19 protein-coding genes are annotated in these 20,117 nt (G+C 68.4%); 14 read left to right on the top strand and 5 right to left on the bottom strand.

Features of this window, described 5'->3' with window-relative positions:
- Positions 1–114: 114 nt before the first annotated feature.
- Positions 115–516 (bottom strand): cupredoxin domain-containing protein, encoded by a 402-nt coding sequence (locus ACWCPQ_RS25620; protein ID WP_449903222.1) that lies wholly within the window; start codon positions 514–516, stop codon positions 115–117.
- Between the two features lie 57 nt (positions 517–573).
- On the opposite strand from ACWCPQ_RS25620, the gene ACWCPQ_RS25625 reads away from it, so the two are divergent.
- From ACWCPQ_RS25625 to tsaD, 7 genes are all read left to right on the top strand, one after another.
- Positions 574–2,037 (top strand): NAD(P)H-hydrate dehydratase, encoded by a 1,464-nt coding sequence (locus ACWCPQ_RS25625; protein WP_449903224.1) that lies wholly within the window; start codon positions 574–576, stop codon positions 2,035–2,037.
- Positions 2,038–2,141: 104 nt separating this feature from the next.
- The gene (gene alr, locus ACWCPQ_RS25630) at positions 2,142–3,290 is read left to right on the top strand and encodes an alanine racemase (RefSeq protein WP_449903226.1); all 1,149 of its coding nucleotides are present in this window, start codon (positions 2,142–2,144) and stop codon (positions 3,288–3,290) included.
- The gene (locus ACWCPQ_RS25635) at positions 3,287–4,366 is read left to right on the top strand and encodes an alpha/beta fold hydrolase (protein ID WP_449903228.1); all 1,080 of its coding nucleotides are present in this window, start codon (positions 3,287–3,289) and stop codon (positions 4,364–4,366) included. Before alr ends, ACWCPQ_RS25635 begins: the two co-directional genes overlap by 4 nt.
- On the top strand, positions 4,359–4,826 hold the full coding sequence (gene tsaE / locus ACWCPQ_RS25640; protein WP_449903231.1) for a tRNA (adenosine(37)-N6)-threonylcarbamoyltransferase complex ATPase subunit type 1 TsaE: 468 nt from the start codon (positions 4,359–4,361) through the stop codon (positions 4,824–4,826). The genes ACWCPQ_RS25635 and tsaE overlap by 8 nt, the downstream gene beginning before the upstream one ends.
- A gap of 85 nt (positions 4,827–4,911) precedes the next feature.
- Positions 4,912–5,619, top strand: coding sequence for a tRNA (adenosine(37)-N6)-threonylcarbamoyltransferase complex dimerization subunit type 1 TsaB (gene tsaB, locus ACWCPQ_RS25645; RefSeq protein ID WP_449903234.1), 708 nt, complete (start codon positions 4,912–4,914; stop codon positions 5,617–5,619).
- A gap of 38 nt (positions 5,620–5,657) precedes the next feature.
- Positions 5,658–6,149 (top strand): ribosomal protein S18-alanine N-acetyltransferase, encoded by a 492-nt coding sequence (rimI, locus tag ACWCPQ_RS25650; protein WP_449903235.1) that lies wholly within the window; start codon positions 5,658–5,660, stop codon positions 6,147–6,149.
- Positions 6,146–7,189, top strand: coding sequence for a tRNA (adenosine(37)-N6)-threonylcarbamoyltransferase complex transferase subunit TsaD (gene tsaD / locus ACWCPQ_RS25655; protein WP_449903237.1), 1,044 nt, complete (start codon positions 6,146–6,148; stop codon positions 7,187–7,189). Before rimI ends, tsaD begins: the two co-directional genes overlap by 4 nt.
- Positions 7,190–7,199: 10 nt before the next feature.
- Here tsaD and ACWCPQ_RS25660 read toward each other — a convergent pair whose 3' ends face one another.
- Positions 7,200–8,771, bottom strand: coding sequence for an Hsp70 family protein (locus ACWCPQ_RS25660; RefSeq protein WP_449903272.1), 1,572 nt, complete (start codon positions 8,769–8,771; stop codon positions 7,200–7,202).
- 503 nt (positions 8,772–9,274) lie between these two features.
- Between ACWCPQ_RS25660 and groES the strand changes: the two genes are divergently transcribed.
- Together groES and groL are read left to right on the top strand one after the other, a co-directional pair.
- Entirely contained in the window at positions 9,275–9,577 is a 303-nt protein-coding gene (groES, locus tag ACWCPQ_RS25665) for a co-chaperone GroES (RefSeq protein WP_030522227.1), read from the top strand.
- A gap of 105 nt (positions 9,578–9,682) precedes the next feature.
- Entirely contained in the window at positions 9,683–11,290 is a 1,608-nt protein-coding gene (gene groL / locus ACWCPQ_RS25670; RefSeq protein WP_449903239.1) for a chaperonin GroEL, read from the top strand.
- A gap of 65 nt (positions 11,291–11,355) precedes the next feature.
- Here the strand turns inward: groL and sigK are convergent, their stop codons facing one another.
- Both sigK and ACWCPQ_RS25680 read right to left on the bottom strand, forming a co-directional pair.
- A complete protein-coding gene (sigK, locus tag ACWCPQ_RS25675) occupies positions 11,356–11,964 on the bottom strand; it encodes an ECF RNA polymerase sigma factor SigK (protein WP_449903241.1) in 609 nt (202 codons plus the stop codon).
- Positions 11,965–12,062: 98 nt separating this feature from the next.
- Positions 12,063–12,356 carry a WhiB family transcriptional regulator gene (locus ACWCPQ_RS25680; RefSeq protein ID WP_030522224.1) on the bottom strand — a complete coding sequence of 98 codons (294 nt, stop codon included), beginning with the start codon at positions 12,354–12,356 and terminating at the stop codon, positions 12,063–12,065.
- Positions 12,357–13,016: 660 nt separating this feature from the next.
- On the opposite strand from ACWCPQ_RS25680, the gene ACWCPQ_RS25685 reads away from it, so the two are divergent.
- The 3 genes from ACWCPQ_RS25685 to ACWCPQ_RS25695 all read left to right on the top strand — a co-directional run bounded on the left by ACWCPQ_RS25685 (position 13,017) and on the right by ACWCPQ_RS25695 (position 15,875).
- Positions 13,017–13,967, top strand: coding sequence for a hypothetical protein (locus ACWCPQ_RS25685; RefSeq protein ID WP_449903243.1), 951 nt, complete (start codon positions 13,017–13,019; stop codon positions 13,965–13,967).
- A gap of 125 nt (positions 13,968–14,092) precedes the next feature.
- Positions 14,093–14,671, top strand: coding sequence for a sigma-70 family RNA polymerase sigma factor (locus tag ACWCPQ_RS25690; protein WP_449903245.1), 579 nt, complete (start codon positions 14,093–14,095; stop codon positions 14,669–14,671).
- A complete protein-coding gene (locus ACWCPQ_RS25695) occupies positions 14,664–15,875 on the top strand; it encodes an anti-sigma-D factor RsdA (RefSeq protein WP_449903247.1) in 1,212 nt (403 codons plus the stop codon). Before ACWCPQ_RS25690 ends, ACWCPQ_RS25695 begins: the two co-directional genes overlap by 8 nt.
- A gap of 165 nt (positions 15,876–16,040) precedes the next feature.
- On the opposite strand, the gene ACWCPQ_RS25700 is transcribed toward ACWCPQ_RS25695, so the two are convergent.
- Positions 16,041–16,454, bottom strand: a complete 414-nt coding sequence (locus ACWCPQ_RS25700; RefSeq protein ID WP_030522220.1) for a DUF5319 domain-containing protein — start codon at positions 16,452–16,454, stop codon at positions 16,041–16,043.
- A gap of 268 nt (positions 16,455–16,722) precedes the next feature.
- On the opposite strand from ACWCPQ_RS25700, the gene guaB reads away from it, so the two are divergent.
- Both guaB and ACWCPQ_RS25710 read left to right on the top strand, forming a co-directional pair.
- A complete protein-coding gene (guaB, locus tag ACWCPQ_RS25705) occupies positions 16,723–18,264 on the top strand; it encodes an IMP dehydrogenase (protein ID WP_449903250.1) in 1,542 nt (513 codons plus the stop codon).
- A 317-nt stretch (positions 18,265–18,581) separates the two neighbouring features.
- Entirely contained in the window at positions 18,582–19,760 is a 1,179-nt protein-coding gene (locus tag ACWCPQ_RS25710) for a GuaB3 family IMP dehydrogenase-related protein (RefSeq protein WP_449903253.1), read from the top strand.
- The last annotated feature ends 357 nt before the right edge of the window (positions 19,761–20,117 follow it).

Raw genomic sequence — 20,117 nt, forward strand, 5'->3', positions numbered from 1 at the left:
GTGCGCGTCGGTATGTCGGTGTTTCGTGCAGGCTTTCGTTCTGTGTGGGCCTCGGCGTACCTCCGCGTTCGCTGCGGCCGTGCGCGTCGACGTGTGGAGCCGACCGGGTTATGTCTATTCGACGGTGATCGTGCCACGCATATCCGGGTGGATCGGGCACAGATAGCGGTATTCGCCGGGCTGGGTGAAGGTGTGACTCCAATCGCCCACCTCGAACAGCGGACTGTTGATCCCCATCGCTTTGTCGCCGATGCCCTGTACGCCGTGTGGCAGATCGCCGTCGAAATGCCAGGCGACCGTATCCCCGGCGGAGATGGTGATATCGGCCGGCGAGAAGCGGTCCTCCTCGACCTCCACGGTGACGGTGGCTTCCGGACTGCGTTGCGAATGCTCGCCCACGGCAGGCGATTCGGCCGGATCGTCTGCCGAACCACCGGAATCGCAACCGGACAACAGCGCCGCGACGAGGGCCAATCCGGCAGCCGGTGCGAGTACGGCGCGGTGAGGTCTGAGCATGGAGGTCAAGCGTAGTCTGCTGGCATCGCTGCCCGTCCAACTGCGGAGGTGTGTTCGGTGACCCGGTCGTTCGACTATTACACCGCCGACGAGGTGCGCCGCGCCGAGGCCGAACTGTTCACCAGGGTCCCCGACGGAGTGCCCATGCGCCGCGCGGCCTACGGGCTGGCGCGGGTGGTGGCGGCCGAACTCCGCGCCCGCGGCGGGGGAGTCGTGGGCCGGTCGGTCGTCTTGCTGGTGGGTTCGGGCGACAACGGCGGTGATGCGTTGTGGGCCGGGTCGATGTTGCGCCGGCGGGGTGTGGCCGTGACGGCGGTTCTGCTGAATCCGGCGCGAGCGCATCCGGCCGGACTGGCCGCGCTCCGGCGCGCCGGCGGACGGGTGTGCACCGATCCGGTTGCGGCCGTGTCGGAATCGGCTCGCGCGGACCTGGTGGTGGACGGGATCGTCGGAATATCCGGGCGCGGTCCGCTGCGGCCGGAGGCGGCGCGAATCGTTGCGGGACTCGATGTTCCGATCGTCGCGGCCGATCTGCCCAGCGGAGTCGACCCGGATACCGGGGCGGTGCCGGGCCCCGCGGTCCGGGCAGCGGTGACCGTGTCGTTCGGGGCGCTCAAACCGGTGCACGCGCTGGCGGCACCCTGGTGTGGCCGGACAGAGCTGGTACCCATCGGTTTACGGCTGCCCGCTGCGGGGCTCGCGGCCCTGGACCCCGCGGCAGTGGGTGCGCGCTGGCCCGTTCCGGACGCCGCGGACGACAAATACACACAGGGAGTCACCGGTGTGCGCGCCGGGAGCGCCACCTATCCGGGCGCGGCCGTCCTCTGCACCGGTGCCGCGGTCGCCGCCACCTCGGGGATGGTGCGCTATGTGGGTAGTGCGGCGTCCGCGGTGCTGGCGCACTACCCCGAGGTGATCGCGGTATCCGATCCGGCCGAGGTCGGCCGGGTGCAGTCCTGGGTATTCGGCCCGGGTTCCGGTACCGACCGCACCGCCCGCGATCACCTGGCCGCGATCCTGGCCACCGACCTTCCGGTGGTCGTCGACGCGGACGGTCTGACGCTGCTGGCGACCGAACCGGACCTGGTCCGGGGTCGTCGGGCGCCCACCGTGCTGACTCCGCACGCCGGGGAATTCCGCAGATTGACCGGTGCGGAGCCGGGACCCGACCGGGTCGCCGCGGTGCGCGAGTTCGCCGAATCATGGCAGGTCGCAGTGTTGCTCAAGGGCCGGGCGACGCTGGTCGCCGCGCCGGGCCACCGGGTGCTGGTCAACGAGGCCGGTGGTTCGTGGGCCGCGACCGCCGGGGCGGGCGATGTGCTCTCCGGGGTGATCGGTGCGCTGCTCGCCGCAGGCCACGATCCGGTACTCGCCGCGGCGGCTGCCGCCCGGGTGCACGCGCTGGCCGCGGGACTGGCCGCACATGACACTCCGGGTGGTTGCGCCGCGCCCATCTCGGCGTCACCGCTGCTGCGGCATCTGCCCGCTGCCGTCGCGACATTGCGCGCGCTGTCCGCGTGAGGACGTGATGAACGGTGTCCGTGGGTGGACAGCGCGGGCCGCGCCCGCCCGGAGTACACCCGGCCGGGACCCACGGGTGGCCCCCGTCGGGTCCAGTCGGGGAGATGGCAGTATCGGCAGGTGTGAACGGTCAAGTGGAAGCAGTCGTCGATCTGGATGCCATCGCACACAACGTCGGAGTACTGCGTGCGCACGCAGGCGACGCCGCGGTGATGGTGGTCGTCAAGGCCGACGGCTACAACCACGGCGCCGTCGAGGTCGCGCGGACCGCGCTGGCCGCGGGCGCGGCCGAACTGGGGGTCACCACGGTGGCCGAGGCGGTCACGCTGCGCGACGCCGGGATCACGGCACCGATCCTGTGCTGGCTCAATATCTGTGATTCCGATTACGCCGCGGCCGTCGCCGCCGATATCGAAATCGGGATCTCCTCGCCGGAACAGCTCGAGGCGGTCGCCGCGGCTGCCCGGAGGGTGGGCGAACAGGCCGTCGTGAGCCTCAAGGTCGACACCGGCCTCAACCGCAACGGGATAGAGCGGAGTGTGTACCCCGCGGTACTGGCGGCCCTACGGGAACTCGTGGACGACGGGGTGGTGCGGTTCCGGGCGATCTTCTCCCATCTCGCGCACGCCGACGAGCCCTATCATCCGACCATCGATATCCAGCGCGACCGTTTCCTCGAGGCCATCGCCGTAGCGAAGGAATACGGGCTGGAGCCGGATCTGGTGCACCTGGCCAATTCCGCGGCCACGCTGACCCGGCCCGATCTGGCCTTCGATATGGTCCGCCCGGGTATCGCGATGTACGGCCTCACACCGGTACCCGAGATCGGCGAATTCGATCTCCGGCCCGCGATGACCTTTCAGGCCGAGGTGGCGTTGGTCAAGCATGTCGCCGCAGGTGAGGGCGTGTCCTACGGGCACGAGTGGATCGCCCCGGCCGACACCACGGTCGCGCTGATTCCCGCCGGCTACGCCGACGGTGTGTTCCGGCCGCTCGGCGGGCGAATGGAAGTATGGGTCGGTGGTCGCCGTCGCCCGAATCGTGGCCGGGTCTGTATGGACCAGCTGGTGGTGGATCTCGGTGACAATGCCGAGGGCGTGGCCGAGGGCGATACCGCCATCCTGTTCGGATCGGGTAGCCGCGGCGAACCGCGGGCCCAGGATTGGGCCGATCTGCTCGGCACGATCCACTACGAAGTGGTGTGCGCGCCCCGCGGCCGGGTACACCGGCGGTATCGAGGGGGTACGCGATGACACGACGAACAACCCTGTTGCGCGGTGGGCTGGCCACCGCCGGGGTGGTCGGCGCCATGGCCGGTGTGCACGCGCTGCGCCGGGCCGGTGCGAAGGTGCTGTGGCCCCCGGTACGCGACGAGTACCGGGACGAGAACTTCGCCCTGATCGATCTCGATCGCGCCGGTGAGGTGATCGCCGACGACGGTGTGTGCCTGGCCACCCGCGAATGGGGGTCCGGCGACGCCGCCGCCACAGTGATTTTCGTACACGGTTTCTGCAACAGCATGGAGTCGTTCCACTTCCAACGCCGCCATCTGGCGCAGCGCTGGGGTTCACGCCTGCGCCTGGTGCTGTTCGATCTGCGCGGCCACGGACGCTCCGGTACGCCGGAAACCGACAGCTGTACGGTGTCCCGGCTCGGCCGGGATCTGCTCACGGTCATCGATGCCCGGGCGCCGCGCGGGCCGTTGATCCTGGTCGGGCATTCGCTGGGCGGGATGGCCGTGCTCGCCGCGGCCGCGCACGCCGGCGAGCTGTTCGCCCAGCGGGTGCGCGGTGTCGCGCTGCTGTCCACCGCCGCGGCCGAGGTGACGTCCGCGGGTATCGGCCAGCTGCTGCGCAACCCGGCGATAGACGGATTCCGGCTGGCCGTGCACACCGCGCCGGCGCTGGTACAGGCCGGTCGGGTCACCGCGCGCCACGTGATCACGCCGATTCTGCACGTGAGTTCGTTCCACGGGCCGGTGAGCCCGACGCTGTCGCGGTTCACCACCATGATGATCGACCGCACACCGGTGGAAACGGTCGTGAAGTTCCTGAAGGCCATCGAATTGCACGACGAGGCGGCGGCATTGCCGGTTTTGCGCGACATCCCGGCGCTGGTGCTCGGCGGTACCCGGGATCTGGTCATCCCGTTCCGCAATTCCCGTGTGCTGGCACGCGAATTGGACGATTGCGAACTCGTCCGGCTGCCGGATGCGGCGCATATGCCGCAGTTGCAGTACCCGGAGGAGACAAATGCCGCACTGGACCGGTTGCTGATCCGCGCCGGTGTGGTGGGCGAAGACGACCGCCGGGAGGCCGCCGGTGGCTGACCACGGCGAACGCCGGTTGCCGGAGGTCACCGATACCGAGGCGCTCGGCCGGGAACTCGCCACGGGGCTGCAGGCGGGCGATCTGGTGGTGCTCGACGGTCCGCTGGGTGCCGGTAAAACGGCCCTGACCCGCGGGATCGCGGCGGGCCTGGGCGTCGGGGGCCGGGTGAGTTCGCCCACCTTCGTCATCGCGCGCCGGCATCCGGCGGGCGATCGGCCCGACGGTCTGCCGGTACCGCTGGTCCATGTCGACGCCTACCGGCTGGGCGGGAACCTCGACGAACTCGACGCACTCGATCTGGACACCGAACTCGACGATGCGGTCGTGGTGGTCGAGTGGGGCAGCGGAATGGCGGAGCGGCTCACCGGCCGGCATCTGCTGGTACGAATGTCGCGGGAGCCGGAATCCGAAGTCCGCACGGCATCTTGGGAGTGGGTGCACACCGCCCAGGCGCGATAGGTCGCGCGAAATCGGTAACCGGGCTGTTCGGGCGCCGTGCGCCACCACCGTGTGAAGCGGGTCACCCGGTATCGTTGACCAGACCATGCTTGCACTTGCTGTCGACACCGCGACGCCTGCCGTCACGGCGGGACTTGTCGAACTGGAGCAGGCGGCCGCCGGTGCGCACACCTCGGACGCCGCTCTTCCGCGCACTCTGGCCGTCCGGGTGCTCGTCGATGCCCGCGCGCACGCCGAGGCACTCACCCCGCAGATCCTGGAATGCCTGGCCGAGGCCGGGGTGTCGCGTACCGATATCGCGGCGGTGGTCGCCGGGATCGGGCCGGGGCCGTTCACCGGGCTGCGGGTCGGGATGGCCACCGCCGCCGCATTCGGTGACGCGCTGGGCATCCCGGTACACGGTGTCTGCAGTCTGGACGCGATAGCCGCCGAATGCGCACCGGGGCTCGGGCCCGACGACGAACTGCTGGTGGTCACCGATGCCCGGCGCCGCGAGGTGTACGCCGCGCGTTACCGCGACGGTGGCCGGACCCGGGTCGCCGGACCCGAGGTGAGCAAACCCGCCGAACTTCCGGTGGCAGGGGCGACCGTGATCGCCGGATCACCCGCGCACACCGCCCTGTTCGACCTTCCCGCGCTGGCCGTGCAGACGCCTTCGCCCGCTGCCCTGGTGCAGGTGGCGGCGTCCGCCCTGCTGTCCGGCGCATCCCCCGAACCGCTGGTCCCGCTGTATTTGCGCCGCCCCGACGCGGTCGAACGCAGCTACCGCACTCTCGACCGGATGGGAGCGTGACAATGGGAATTCGTACCACGGGAATTCGTATAGAACCCATGGAGCCGACCGATATCGCCGGCTGCGTGGAGCTGGAACAACTGCTGTTCCCGGAGGACGATCCGTGGCAGGCCGTGGCGTTCCGCTCCGAACTCGCCGCTCGGTACAACCGCTATATCACCGCCCGCGACGATGCCGGGAACATGGTGGGCTACGCGGGGATCGCGCTGCTCGGTGACGCCGAACACCCGGAAGCCGAGGTACACACCATCGGTGTCGACCCGACCTGCCACCGCGCGGGTATCGGCACCCTGTTGCTGGAGGCATTGCTCACCGAGGCCGGGCGCCGCGGTGGACCGGTCTTCCTCGAGGTGCGCACCGACAACGCCGCCGCGATCGCGATGTACGCCAAACACGGTTTCCACATCATCGGTCTGCGCAAGAACTACTACCACCCCAGCGGAGCGGACGCGTACACGATGCGCCGTCCCGCGCTGGAAGACGTACCCGTGGTCTTCGGCACCCGGACCCCGGACGGGGTGCTGTCGTGATCGTGATGGGAATCGAGAGTTCCTGTGACGAGACCGGCGTCGGAATCGTGCGCCGCAATGCCGACGGCAGTTGTGAACTCCTGGCCGACGAGGTCGCCTCCAGTGTCGCCGAACACGCCCGCTTCGGCGGTGTGGTGCCCGAGATCGCGTCCCGCGCCCATCTCGAGGCGATCGTGCCCGCTATGCGGCGCGCGCTGGCGGCTGCGGGGATCGCGGCGCCCGACGCCTTGGCGGTGACGATAGGTCCCGGTCTGGCCGGAGCGCTGTTGGTCGGGGTCGCGGCCGCGAAAGCCTATGCGGCGGCCTGGGATATTCCGTTCTACGCGCTGAACCATCTCGGCGGGCATGTCGCGGTGGACACTCTCGAACACGGCCCGATGCCGCCCTGTGTGGCGCTGCTGGTGTCCGGCGGGCACACACATCTGCTTCATGTGCGAGATCTGTCGGAGCCGCTCATCGAATTGGGCAGCACTGTCGACGATGCCGCCGGGGAGGCGTTCGACAAGGTCGCCCGCCTGCTGGGGCTCGGCTACCCGGGCGGTCCGGCATTGGATGCGGCCGCGGCTACCGGTGATCCGGCTGCTGTTCCGTTCCCGCGCGGAATGACCGGTCCCCGGGATCCGCGGTACGATTTCTCCTTCTCCGGACTGAAGACAGCGGTCGCGCGCTATGTGGAGGCGCAGGCCCGGCAGGGCGTCGGCCCGGACCGGTTGCCGATTCCCGATATCGCCGCTTCGTTCCAGGAAGCGGTCGCCGATGTGCTCACGATGAAGGCGGTTCGGGCGGCCGAGGACGTGGGCGTGGACACCCTGGTGCTGGGTGGTGGCGCCACGGCGAACACCCGGATCCGCTCGCTGGCGCAAGAGCGATGTGCCGCGGCCGGTTTGACCCTGCGTATCCCGAAACCCCGGCTGTGCACCGATAACGGCGTGATGATCGCGGCGCTGGGCGCGCACGTGATCGGCGGCGGTGCCGCACCGTCGGCGCTGTCGGTGGCCTCCGATCCGGGGCTGCCGGTATCGGTCAGTCAGGTCGGCTGACCCGGGAAACCTATCCTGCCGAACCGGATCCGGGCAGCTGCGGACGTGGCGCCGGAGGCGGAATGTCCAGCGTCGTCTGGGTTCGCTGCGAGCCCGTCGGCGGTGGGACGTCGGAGGTGGACGGTGCATCCGTCGGCAGCTGCTCCGATGACGGCGGGGCGCCGAGCCCGCCCGGCCCGATCCCTTCCGGGAAGGGGATATGCGGCAGGTTCGGATCCGGTCGCAGCGTGGGCGGTTCGGTGCCCGACGGGGTGGCGCTCGTGGTCGGCGACGACGATTCCCCCGGCGTCGTGGTCGTGCTTCCGGCCGAGGGGTATTCGCCCGTGGTGGGGTCTGCGACCACCGGTGGCTCGGTATAGGTCGTTCCGGGCTCACCGAGGTCTGCCGGGTCCTCCACGGGCTGCTGGGGATCCACCTCGGTGGTGCTCGGCACGACGGTCGTGGTCGTCGGGGCGATCGTCGTGGTGGTCGGCAACTGGGCGCTGCTGGTGGTACCGGCGGGGGAGACCTCTTCGTCGGAACTACTGGGGGTCATTGTGTTCACCCCGTATCCGATGATCAAACCCACCACCACGATCGCGCCGGCCACCGTGCCGAATGCCTTGAGCAGGGTGTTCCCGGATTTGTCCGGCGTCAGCGCGCCGATCGGGGCGTTGGACCGCGCGGTATCGGCGAGCAGGGCCGCGCCCTTGGCGATCACCGCGTCCGGATCCGGCACCGTGAGCACCGGCAGATCCGATTCGGTGCGCAGTGTTTCCAGCACCGCCGGGATATTCGCGCCGCCGCCGATCACCACGACCGCCTCCGGGGCGCGGTCGGCCAGGCCGAAGGTCATCGAGGTGAAGCGCGCGAGTTCGCGCATCAGCCCGGCGGTGAGCGATTCGAAATCCGTGCGGGTGAGTTTCAGCGGGCGGCCCGCGATGTGATCGATGGTGACGGTCTGGGTGACCGACAGGTGTTCCTTGGCCGTGCGGGCCCGGTTCACCAGCACGCTGCGGTTGGGCCGGGTGCCGCGCCGGTCGTAGTGCTGGTCGACCAGATGCCGGTAGAGCAGATCGTCGATCGCCCGGCCGCTGACCGCGCTGGAGCGTGCGGTGTGCAGGACGGTGCCGTCGGCCGGATCGGCCACCGAGACCGTACAGCCGGAGGCGCCCAGGTCCACCACGGCCACCGTGCCGTAGCGGTCCAGCAGTCCGGTGTCGCGGAGGAAGGTGAGCGCCGCGGTGGTCTCCGGAACCAGTTGGGGATCTCGGTGTTTGCCGGTGGCGAGGCGGATCGCCTGTGCCTGTTCCTTGCTGCGGTAGGCGACTGCGACACCCGTGGGCGGACGATCGGCGATCACGTCGAGCCCGGAGGTCTTGGCGGCGGGGATCTGGGTCCCGAAAACCGCCTCGTGCGCGTGGCTCGCGGGCAACTGGGTGGTCATCAACTCGATGGACGAGGCGACCAGATCCCCGAGATCGGAATGCGCGTCCGCGGAGACCACCCGGTAGTCGAAGGTCCGCGCGCCGTTGGCGGCGGTGGTGACCAGTGCGGAGCACACCACTTCGTTGCCGGCCGAGATGCCGAGCGATGTGCGCATACTCACTTCACCTCCCTTCGAGTGGACGCGGCGGCGTGGGCGGACGGCGATGTCCGGACAGCCGAAAGGTGTTCGCGAAACCGCCGTCGTCTGCGGTGAACGGTGGCTTCGCGAACAACCATCACACATGGTGTCACGATCTGTTATCCGAACGTTACAGAGTCGGAGAATTATTGGGAAGCCCTCTTTCTCTAGGTCTACCCGGCAGTCGGGCTCCCAACCCGGCGACCAGGCGCCGAGATGGATGGCGTCTTGGTGACAGCGGGATCGACTGGATCGGAATCGGTGCGATATAGGCAGCGCCCGGCCTTGAGTGCTGGCACTCTCATGTATAGAGTGCTAGTCGGCACCGATTGTTGCCCGGTGCCAGGCTTGACTACTGAGCATGCGGTCCCGGAACCCGCGACGACGGGGCTTTGCGCAGGGTCAGCATCGTGACCGAATCGATGGTCCGGGACAACAGTTCCGGACGACCGTTATCCCCTGAAAGTGGAGGGCTCAACGTGGCGAGCGTGAACATCAAGCCGCTCGAGGACAAGATCCTCGTCCAGGCCAACGAGGCCGAGACGACGACCGCCTCCGGCCTGGTCATTCCCGATACGGCCAAGGAGAAGCCGCAGGAGGGCACCGTTGTCGCCGTCGGCCCCGGCCGGTGGGACGACGAAGGTGAGAAGCGCATCCCGCTGGATGTCCAGGAGGGCGACACCGTCATCTACAGCAAGTACGGCGGTACCGAGATCAAGTACCAGGGTGAGGAATACCTGATCCTGTCCGCGCGCGACGTGCTGGCTGTCGTCGGCAAGTAATTCGACTGCCGCGCATGCGTTCCGCCCCGGTGTCGAACATCCGACCCGGGGCGGAGTGCGTTGTGCCACACATTCGAAGCGCACCAGATACAGGAGCGAAGACATATGGCAAAGCAGATCCAGTTCGACGAGCAGGCTCGCCGGGCGCTGGAGCGCGGTGTCGACAAGCTCGCCGATGCGGTCAAGGTCACTCTCGGCCCGCGTGGCCGGCACGTGGTGCTGGCCAAATCGTTCGGCGGCCCCACCGTCACCAACGACGGTGTCACCATCGCGCGTGATATCGATCTCGAGGACCCGTTCGAGAACCTCGGCGCCCAGCTGGTCAAGAGCGTCGCCACCAAGACCAACGATGTCGCCGGCGACGGCACCACCACCGCCACCGTGCTGGCCCAGGCGCTGGTGCGCGGCGGTCTGAAGAATATCGCGGCGGGTGCCAACCCGATCGCGATCGGCTCGGGCCTGGCCAAGGCCGCCGACGCGGTCTCCGAAGCACTGCTGGCCGCGGCCACCCCGGTCGACGGTGAGAAGGCCATCGCCCAGGTCGCCACCGTCTCCTCGCGGGACGAGGTCATCGGCGAAATGGTCGGTAAGGCGCTGACCACGGTCGGCAAGGACGGCGTGGTCACCGTCGAGGAGTCCTCGACCCTGCAGACCGAACTCGTCGTCACCGAGGGTGTGCAGTTCGACAAGGGCTACCTGTCGCCGTACTTCATCACCGACGGGGACAGCCAGGAAGCCGTGCTGGAGGACGCGCTGGTCCTGCTGCACCGCGAGAAGATCAGCTCGCTGCCGGACCTGCTGCCGCTGCTGGAGAAGATCGCGGAATCCGGTAAGCCGGTGCTGATTCTCGCCGAGGACGTCGAGGGCGAGGCACTGTCCACCTTGGTCGTGAACTCGATCCGCAAGACCCTCAAGGCCGTCGCGGTCAAGGCTCCGTTCTTCGGCGATCGTCGCAAGGCGTTCCTCGACGATCTGGCCGTCGTCACCGCGGCCACGGTCGTCAACCCGGATCTCGGCATCAACCTGCGCGACTCCGGTCTGGACGTGCTGGGTTCGGCGCGGCGCGTGGTGGTCACCAAGGACACCACCACGATCATCGACGGCGCGGGCAGCGGCGACGATATCGCCGCCCGCAGCGCTCAGCTGCGACGCGAGATCGAGGCCACCGATTCCGATTGGGACCGGGAGAAGCTGGAAGAGCGGCTGGCCAAACTGGCCGGCGGCGTCGCGGTGATCCAGGTCGGCGCGGCCACCGAGACCGCGCTCAAGGAGCGCAAGTATCGCGTCGAGGACGCGGTGAGCGCTGCCAAGGCCGCGGTCGAGGAAGGTATCGTCCCGGGCGGCGGCACCGCGCTGGTCCAGGCGGGCACCAAGCTGGACGGGCTGATCGCCGGGCTGTCCGGTGACGAGGCCATCGGTGCCGAGGTGCTGCGCGGTGCCCTGCGGGCGCCGCTGTACTGGATCGCCACCAACGCCGGTGTGGACGGTTCGGTCGTCGTCAGCAAGGTCGGCGACGGCAAGGACGGTTTCAACGCCGCCACGCTCACCTACGGTGATCTGCTCGCCGACGGCGTCGTGGACCCGGTCAAGGTGACCCGGTCGGCCGTGATCAACGCGGCTTCGGTGGCGCGGATGGTGCTCACCACCGAAAGCGCCGTGGTGGAAAAGCCCGCCGACGAGGAAAACGACCACGGGCACGGTCACGCCCACTGATCGCGGTGCGGTGTAACGGTTGCGCCGTCACGGCGGAACCGGCTTGCCGAACCAGAACGGGCCGTTCACATTCGCTGTGGAATGTGAACGGCCCGTTCTCGTACCGGTCCGCCGAGTGAGGCCGGGGCTCCCATACTCTTCTTGAGCCGTGTCAGCCCGTCTCTGATCCGGGATTTGACGGTCGGCAGGCCGATATCGAGATGGCGGGCCACCTCGGCGTAGGTCCGGCCGTCGTAATAGGCGAGCGAAATCGCCTCGCGCTGCGTATCGGTCAGGGTGCGGAGTCCGACGACGACCGCCTGGTGGTCGAGTTTGCGCTCGACCTCTTCGATGACCTCGTCGTATTCGTGCCCGAGTATCCGGGCACCGTAGGCGATCTCACGTTGGGTATGTGCCTGCTCGGCACGCACCCGATCGACCGCGCGGCGATGGGCCAGGGTCATCAGCCAGGTCACCGCCGAGCCGCGCGAGGGATCGAAACTCGCCGCCGTGCGCCAAGTCTGCAGGTAGACCTCTTGCGTGGTCTCCTCGGCGAACCCGGAATCCTGTAGGACGCGTAACACCAGACCGAAGACCCGGGTGCGGGTCCGGTCGTACAGCTCGGCGAAAGCCTCGGCATCCGAGTGGCCGCAGCGCTCGAGGAGCGCTGAGAGCTCGATACTCTCCTGTGTCATCGGTCATAACAATAACCGCAAGCTATAACCGAGAGCGTATGCGGCCCCGCGGAACACGTGGTGTCGCGCCGCCCGGGCGTGGCGCGGGGCCTCGCGTGTCAGACCGCCATTCGCCGGCGATTGCGCCGGGCGTGCATCTCCCGCTCGGTCTCCGACATTCCGCCCCAGATGCCGTAGGGCTCACTGACCTTCAGGGCGTGCGAGCGGCACTGCATCAATACCGGGCACGACCTGCAGATCTCTTTTGCGCGCAACTCGCGCGCGGCCCGGGCTCTGCCACGCTCTCCGTCGGGATGGAAGAACACCGCCGAATCCACACCCCGGCAGGAACCGCGCATCTGCCAGTCCCAGACATCGGCGTTCGGTCCGGGAAGATGGGTGGGCATGGGCATGGGGGAACTCCTCGTTGACGCGAGCTCGTCGGCATTGTCGAGCGAGTGATGTGTACAGCTTCTTCGGCGGTGCCCGGCGTTCGTGTGAGCGCGCGGGGCCACATGCGTCGGTCTTCGTGCACCGCTGCCGTTCGGCGACCGGCTGAGTTTTCGTCCGGCGCCGTTCGTGGCGATGAGTTACGTTAGGGGTCCCGAGGAAATTCCGTCAACAGTTTGGCGCCCGGATTTATCGGCTTTTTTGCGCACTGAATTTAACCTTGTTGACTGTTTACTTTTGCTAATCGCCCGGTGATACTGTTGGGTTGCCCTGTTCGTCGGTCGGTTGATGTGTACCCGCTGGTCGGCGAACTTGCAGGTGGGCCAGACCTGCTCGGAGATTCTCGATCGGTCCGGACCGAATTCCGCACCACGGATCGCTCCGGTGGGTTAAGGTGCCCCGATCTCGATACGATCACAGATGGCCGCGGTGGGGCCTGTGGGTTAATTAAGCGAAACGTCTTCGAATTCGATGCGCGGTTGCTCATGGATTGTCGGCGGAGATTAACCTGATGGAAACACGGCCGATCGGATTAATGCTGAGAAATAGCTGGATCGTCGCCGGTCCCGTTCGATTCCGCCGAGGCGCCCGCTCGCGGATCCGGCGGCCGGTACAGTGCACCGGTGATCGACCCCGGCACCCGCCCTGTTCCCGCTCTCTCCGCGTTCGCCGATGCCGCGTTCGGCGCGCGCCCGGATCGGTCCGCTGCCGAGTTGCCGGAGCCGTCCGATCCCCTCGAAATGTGGTGGCGAGCGGTGGCTCTGGGTGGTGCGGGTCACTACGCCGCCGCCCGCACCGCGCTACGCCGCTTGTCCGGGGTGACCGGCGATCCGGTGCTGCTCTCACTCACCGCGTCGACGCAGGGGTCGCTGCTGCGCCAGCTCGGCTGGCACGAGCGGGCGGCGGGGTACGACGGACGGGCCGCCGCGTACGTGCTCCCGGCGGCAGCCACGACCGTGCCGCACGGGCCGTCACCGCGTTCGGCGGAGACCGCGGCGGTCGCCGCCGGCGGCTACGGCGACCGGCCGGACGCCGTCGACGCAGCCGCGGACGCGCTGATCGGTTTGGCGGCGGACGCCTTGGGTGTGGGCCGGACAGCACTGTCGACTCGGCTGCTGAATCGCTGCGCGGTCCTGCTGGATCATCGGGCACCCGATTCCGGGCGACCGGACCACGGAGCACCCGAGCGGCCGCGCGTCCGGGTGCGATGGCATTGGGTTCGAGCCGAAACCGCACTGGCCGACGGCCGGGGGGTGCCCGCGCTGGCCGCGGCGGAGGCCGCGCTGACGCTGGCCGAACAGGGGTCCTCGGTCCGGCACCGCGTCAAATCGCGATTGCTGGTCGCAGCGGCCGCGAGCGCCACCGGACAGCTGGACCGCGCTCGCGCGCTGGCGGACCGGATCGACGACGAGTGCCGCACCGCGGGCCTCGTTCCGTTGGGCTGGGCCTGCGCGATGTTGCGCGGCGGTCTGGCCGCAACCTCGGCTGCTCGCGACACGGCTACCGGCGACGCGACCGCGTGTCGAGCAGTGATCTCCCGGCGTGGCGGGCTATTTCGCGATCCCGCTCGGTAACCCGAGTTCTACCGTCTCGACCCGTACCGCCGCCGGTGTCCTATTGTGGACCCGTTCCGCTGGACCGGCGGAAGCACCGGTCAGCACAGACCGTGCCACTTGTAACGCCAGGAATTCCGCTGACGATGACGCATACGGGCGAAGAGTTGGACCGCGCCGTCGCCGCCGCTGCGCAGGGCGACCGGTCTGCTCTAGCTCAGGTACTGGAAATGGTCCGCCCGCTGGTGATGCGCTATTGCCGCGCGCGGATCGGTGCCGCGGAGCGTGGACAACTCTCCGCGGACGATGTCGCGCAGGAGGTCTGTCTAGCGGTCATGACCGCGCTACCCAGGTATCAGGACCAGGGGCGGCCGTTCATGGCCTTCGTGTATGGAATCGCTTCGCACAAGGTTGCCGACGCCCATCGCAATGCCTCCCGTAACAAGGCAGAGGCGATGGCCGAAGTACCAGATGTCATATCCACCGACCACGGCCCGGAGCAACGAGCTCTCGAATCGGAAACCAGCCGGCAGATGAACACGCTGCTGGCCACTCTTCCGGAGAAACACCGAGAGATCTTGATCCTGCGCCTGGTCATGGGTCTGTCAGCAGAAGAGACCGCAACCGCCGTGGGCAGTACGGCGGGCGCGATTCGGGTCGCCCAGCACAGGGCGCTCGCAAAATTGAAGGCACAAGTGGCGAGGGCAGGTGAAATGTATGGCTAGGGATGGCGGGCGCGGTCGGGGCGACAAATGGGCGCGGCGTGCATCGCGGAACACCGATCCCTATGCCGAGGGCTCCGGTGCCGGATCCGAACCGGTCGATATCGTTGCAGTTCGTCGTGACGACGAACTGATCGACGCTATCGCCCGTGGTGGACCCGTCCCCACCGAGAGCACCGAGGAACTCCAGCTGGCGACATTGCTGGCGGACTGGCGGGCCGAAATCGTGGCACCGCCACTACCCGGCGCACCCGATCTCGACACGGTGGTCGCGGCGGTCAATCAGGAGATAGGTGCCCGGCAGACGCGTATCACCGCGCAATCCGGCGGAAAGCTACGGCTGCTCCGCCCGATAGCGACCACCGCTGCCGCGATGGCGCTGGTGTTCGGTGGCCTCTCCGCGTTCTCGTATCAGGCCGAACCCGGTGACGCGCTCTGGCGGGTCAAAGAGGTCGTGTTCAGCGAGCAGGCGCAGAGCACGGTCGTGCAGTACGCCGGTGACGATCTGGCAGCCGCGCAGACCCTGCTCGAGCAGGGCAAGCCGGACGAGGCCCGGGAACGGATGGAACAGGCTTCGGCCAATACCACCCAGGTGAACGATCCGGCCAAGCGCAACGAACTCGTCGATCGCTGGAACCAGCTGTTCGAGGAAGTTCGTAAGGTGGTGCCCCCGGAGGTCGCCGCACAGTTGCAGCAGTCCGCTCCCTCACCCGACCCGGGCGCCCCGGTGCAGCCGTCCTCGCCCGGTGAGAGCACGCAACGTCCCGGCAGCACGACATCCACGACTCCCGGACCGGACAGCCAGCTGCCGTTCGATCGGCCGAGCAGCCCGGGTGGCGGCGACAAGCCGAGCGCTCCCGACGTCGAGGCCCCCGTTCGTCCGGGCCCCGGCACCGATCGGCCCGGCCCGGGCACGGACCGGCCGGATACGCAGGCCCCGGACACCAATACTCCGGCTACCCCGGCCCCGGACACCCACGCTCCGGATATCGCCCCGCCGGTGACCACCCTGCCGCAGATTCCGGGCACCACCCCCAGCGGGCCGGGGGCGGACTCGGTCGAGCCACCGGTCCAGACACCGCAGTCCACGATCAGTTCGCCCGGTCCCGCTCAACCGTCGGTTCCGCAGGTGCCCCGGACCCCGGCTCCGCAGCCGTCGGTCCCGCTGCAGGTCCCGAGCACCTTGCCGGGAGGCGGCATCAACTGAACGAACGGTGATATACGAATGGCCGTCCATCTTCGGCGAAGATGGACGGCCATTCGTATATCGGGCCACAGTCGGTGTGTGTGCCGGTGGAACCGGTCGTAGCCGTGAAAAATCGATCGGCCGCGTCACACGGGCCGATCACGCCGGGCGGGCCCGGCCCCGGACTCAGCTGTCGAAGGCGTCGAACCCGTCGCCGTGGAACGCCTCGTTCATCGAGGCATCGGCGTATCCGCGACAGTAATCCCAGGTGACGTAGGCTTCCGGAGTCGGATCGTAGGCGGGCTCGTGCGGGCGGACCGTGCCGTCGACGAGGAGCTGTAACAGATTGGCGCGGAGCATGTCCCAGTCGTGATAGTGATCCTGCCGACAGTCCTCGCAGCTCACCACCAGCCCGCGGATTCCGCGGTGGGCCAGTAGTGCCTCGTAGACTGCGAGATCGGCGAGATCCTCCTCGACCGCAAGGCGCTCGTGAGGATCCAGCGGTTCCCCCGGCTCGATGGCATCGAGCGCGGCGGACGGGTCGGCGGGGTCTCCGGCGAACGGATCCGGCGGCAAGCCAGGTGGTAGATGGTCACGCACATCCCCACGGTACGCAGAACAGGGTGGTCTGCGCCAGCCGTCCGCGCCGCCAGTTTCGCCGCCGCCCCTCTATCGATCGGCACAGCCCTCAGTTGATCCACGGTCCGAGCGGACCGATACCATGGTGTCACGGCGCCGACGAGTACCGATCACCCGGCCACCACCGGCGACGAACACAACCGGTGCCGCAGTCCAATCCCAGTAACAGTTCGCTATCGGGTCGTCGTACCCCGGTAGCTCTGCCGACGTCCAGGAGGGGTCGATCCGAATGAGTAATCCCGTACCGGGCGAGCGCACCGTAGTCCGCCCTCATACGGGTGGTGACGATCCGAACAAGATCGCCATGCTCGGCCTCACCTTCGACGATGTACTGCTGCTCCCCGCCGCCTCGGACCTGATCCCCAGCTCGGTCGAGACATCGAGTCGGCTCAGCCGTGAGATCACCCTGCGGACCCCGCTGGTCAGTTCCGCCATGGACACCGTCACCGAAGCCCGGATGGCCATCGCCATGGCCCGGGCCGGCGGTATGGGTGTGCTGCATCGCAATCTCTCGGTTGCCGACCAGGCGAGCCAGGTGGAAACCGTCAAACGGTCCGAAGCCGGAATGGTCACCGATCCGGTGACCTGCCGCCCGACCGACACCCTCGCCGAAGTCGACGCCATGTGCGCCCGCTTCCGGATCTCCGGCCTGCCGGTGGTCGACGAGACCGGCTCGCTGGTGGGCATCATCACCAACCGCGATATGCGCTTCGAAGTCGACCAGAACCGGCGTGTCGCCGATGTGATGACCAAAGTGCCGCTCATCACCGCCCAGGAGGGCGTCACAGCGGAAGCCGCGCTCGGACTGCTGCGCCGGCACAAGGTGGAGAAGCTACCGATCGTCGACGGCGAGGGTCGGCTGCGCGGGCTCATCACCGTCAAGGACTTCGTCAAAACCGATCAGTTCCCCGACGCCACCAAGGACCGGGACGGGCGGTTGCTGGTGGGCGCCGCGGTGGGTGTCGGTGACGACGCCTGGTCGCGTGCCATGACCCTCGCCGACGCGGGCGCCGATGTGCTCGTGGTCGACACCGCGCACGGACATCAGCGCCAGGTGCTCAGCATGGTCAGCAAGGTGAAGGCCGAAGTCGGCGACCGGATCCAGGTCGTCGGCGGCAATATCGCCACCCGGGCCGGTGCCGCGGCACTGGTCGAGGCGGGCGCGGACGCGGTGAAGGTCGGCGTGGGCCCCGGCTCCATCTGCACCACCCGTGTGGTCGCCGGTGTCGGCGCACCGCAGATCACCGCCATCCTGGAAGCGGTATCGGCCTGTAAGCCGGCCGGCGTACCGGTCATCGCCGACGGCGGTATCCAGTTCTCCGGTGATATCGCCAAGGCCATCGCCGCGGGCGCCTCCACGGTGATGCTCGGCTCGCTGCTCGCCGGCACCGCCGAATCCCCCGGTGAACTGATCCTCGTCGGCGGCAAGCAGTTCAAGAGCTACCGCGGAATGGGATCGCTCGGTGCCATGCAGGGCCGCGGCCAGGCGAAATCCTTCTCCAAGGATCGCTACTTCCAGGACGATGTGCTCGCCGAGGACAAACTGGTACCGGAGGGCATCGAAGGCCGCGTGCCGTTCCGCGGACCGGTCAACCAGGTGATCCACCAGCTGGTCGGCGGTCTCCGCGCGGCCATGGGTTACACCGGCGCCCAGTCGATCCCCGGCCTGCAGGAAGCGCAGTTCGTGCAGATCACCGCGGCGGGTCTCAAGGAGAGCCACCCGCACGACATCACCATGACCGTCGAGGCCCCCAACTACACCGGTCGGTAGAAGCGTCAGCCGTCGAAGCGCATGCGCCGCAGGCGCGAGCCTCGACGGCTGAACGTCGGGATCCAAGGTGCCTCGACCCGCGCCGCCGCAGGCGGCGCCGAAAACACTGTGTAAGGTTTACGTGTAATTACGCGGTTCACCTGGTGAAACCGGTACATCGGTGCCTCGTCTCACGAGGTCGACACCGGGTCGCGGCCCGTTCCGCGTTTCCGCCCTCGGAACGAATGCGCGGACTGCGCATCGCGGACGGAGACCGTCGGGCCGGAGGGGACCGGACCCCGCGCGCGGCAGCGCGCCGTCAACACAGGAGTTTTTTCGTGCGCGATATGGTCGAGATCGGAATGGGCCGGACGGCCCGCCGAACCTATGGGCTGGACGATGTCGATATCGTTCCGTCGCGCCGGACTCGCTCGGCGAGCCAGGTCTCGCTGGCCTGGCAGCTCGACGCCTACCGATTCGATATCCCGTTCCTCACCCACCCCACCGACGCACTGGTCTCCCCGGAATTCGCCATCGAGATCGGCCGTCGTGGCGGACTCGGGGTCATCAACGGAGAAGGTCTGTGGGCACGGCACGCGGATGTCTCCGCCAAAATCGAACAGCTGGTCGAGCTGGCCGACAAGGGCAGCTATCAGCGGGCGGTCGCGTTCCTCCAGGAACTGCACGCCGCGCCGATGCAACCCGATCTGCTCGCCGCCGCGGTGGCGCAGGTCCGGGCCGGCGGCGTCACCGTCGCAGTACGAGTGAGCCCGCAGAACGCACTGAGCCTGACCCCGGGCCTGCTACAGGCGGGAATCGACCTGCTGGTCGTCCAGGGCACCATCATCTCGGCCGAACACGTCGGCGCGGGTGAACCGCTCAACCTGAAGACCTTCATCGCCGAACTCGACGTACCGGTGGTCGCCGGCGGTGTGAGCGACCACCGGACCGCACTGCACCTCATGCGGACCGGAGCCGCGGGCGTGATCGTCGGATACGGATCCCAAGACGGCGCCACCACCACCGGAGAAGTCCTCGGCATCGGGGTACCGATGGCCACCGCCATCGCCGACGCGGCCGCGGCCCGCCGCGACTACCTCGACGAAACCGGCGGCCGCTACGTCCACGTCATCGCCGACGGCGATATCAACACCTCCGGCCAGCTGGCCAAGGCCATCGCCTGCGGAGCCGACGCCGCCATGCTCGGCGCACCGCTCGCCCTCGCCACCGAGGCCCCCGGACGCGGCTGGTACTGGCCCTCCGCTGCCGCACACCCGTCCGTCCCGCGCGGTTCGCTGCTGTCGCTCGACGAACCATGGGACTTCGACGACGAACTCCTCTCCGGACACGCGGCCCGCCCCGCCACGGTGCGCCCCAGCCTCGAACAAGTACTCACCGGCCCCTCCGATGACCCGTTCGGTTCCCTGAACCTGGTCGGCGCCCTCCGCCGCTCCATGGCCAAAGCCGGATACTCCGACCTCAAGGAATTCCAGAAGGTCGGTCTCAGCGTGCGGTAGTGGGGCGACTGGTGGGGAGGGGCGAGACTGTGGGCCGGCTGCGGCGTGCGGACATGATTCCGGCCGGGAAAGCGGGGGTGTGGGTTCGCTCGTAAAGGTGAGCGGGCGGGCTCGCTCGCGAAGGTGAGCGGGCGGGCTCGCTCGTAAAGGTGAGCGGGCGGGCTCGCTCGCGAAGGTGAGCAGGCGGGCTCGCTCGTAAAGGTGAGCAGGCGGGCTCGCTCGCGAAGGTGAGCAGGTGCGCTCGCTCGTAAAGGTGCTGTGTTTTCGGCGCGCTGGCGCGCGCGGGGTCGAGGCCCCCGAAGTCTCGCCGTTCAGGCCTCGAGACTCGAGCCTTCGGCTCATGCGCTTTCGAGGCCT

It is taken from the genome of Nocardia sp. NPDC001965, from assembly GCF_053594175.1.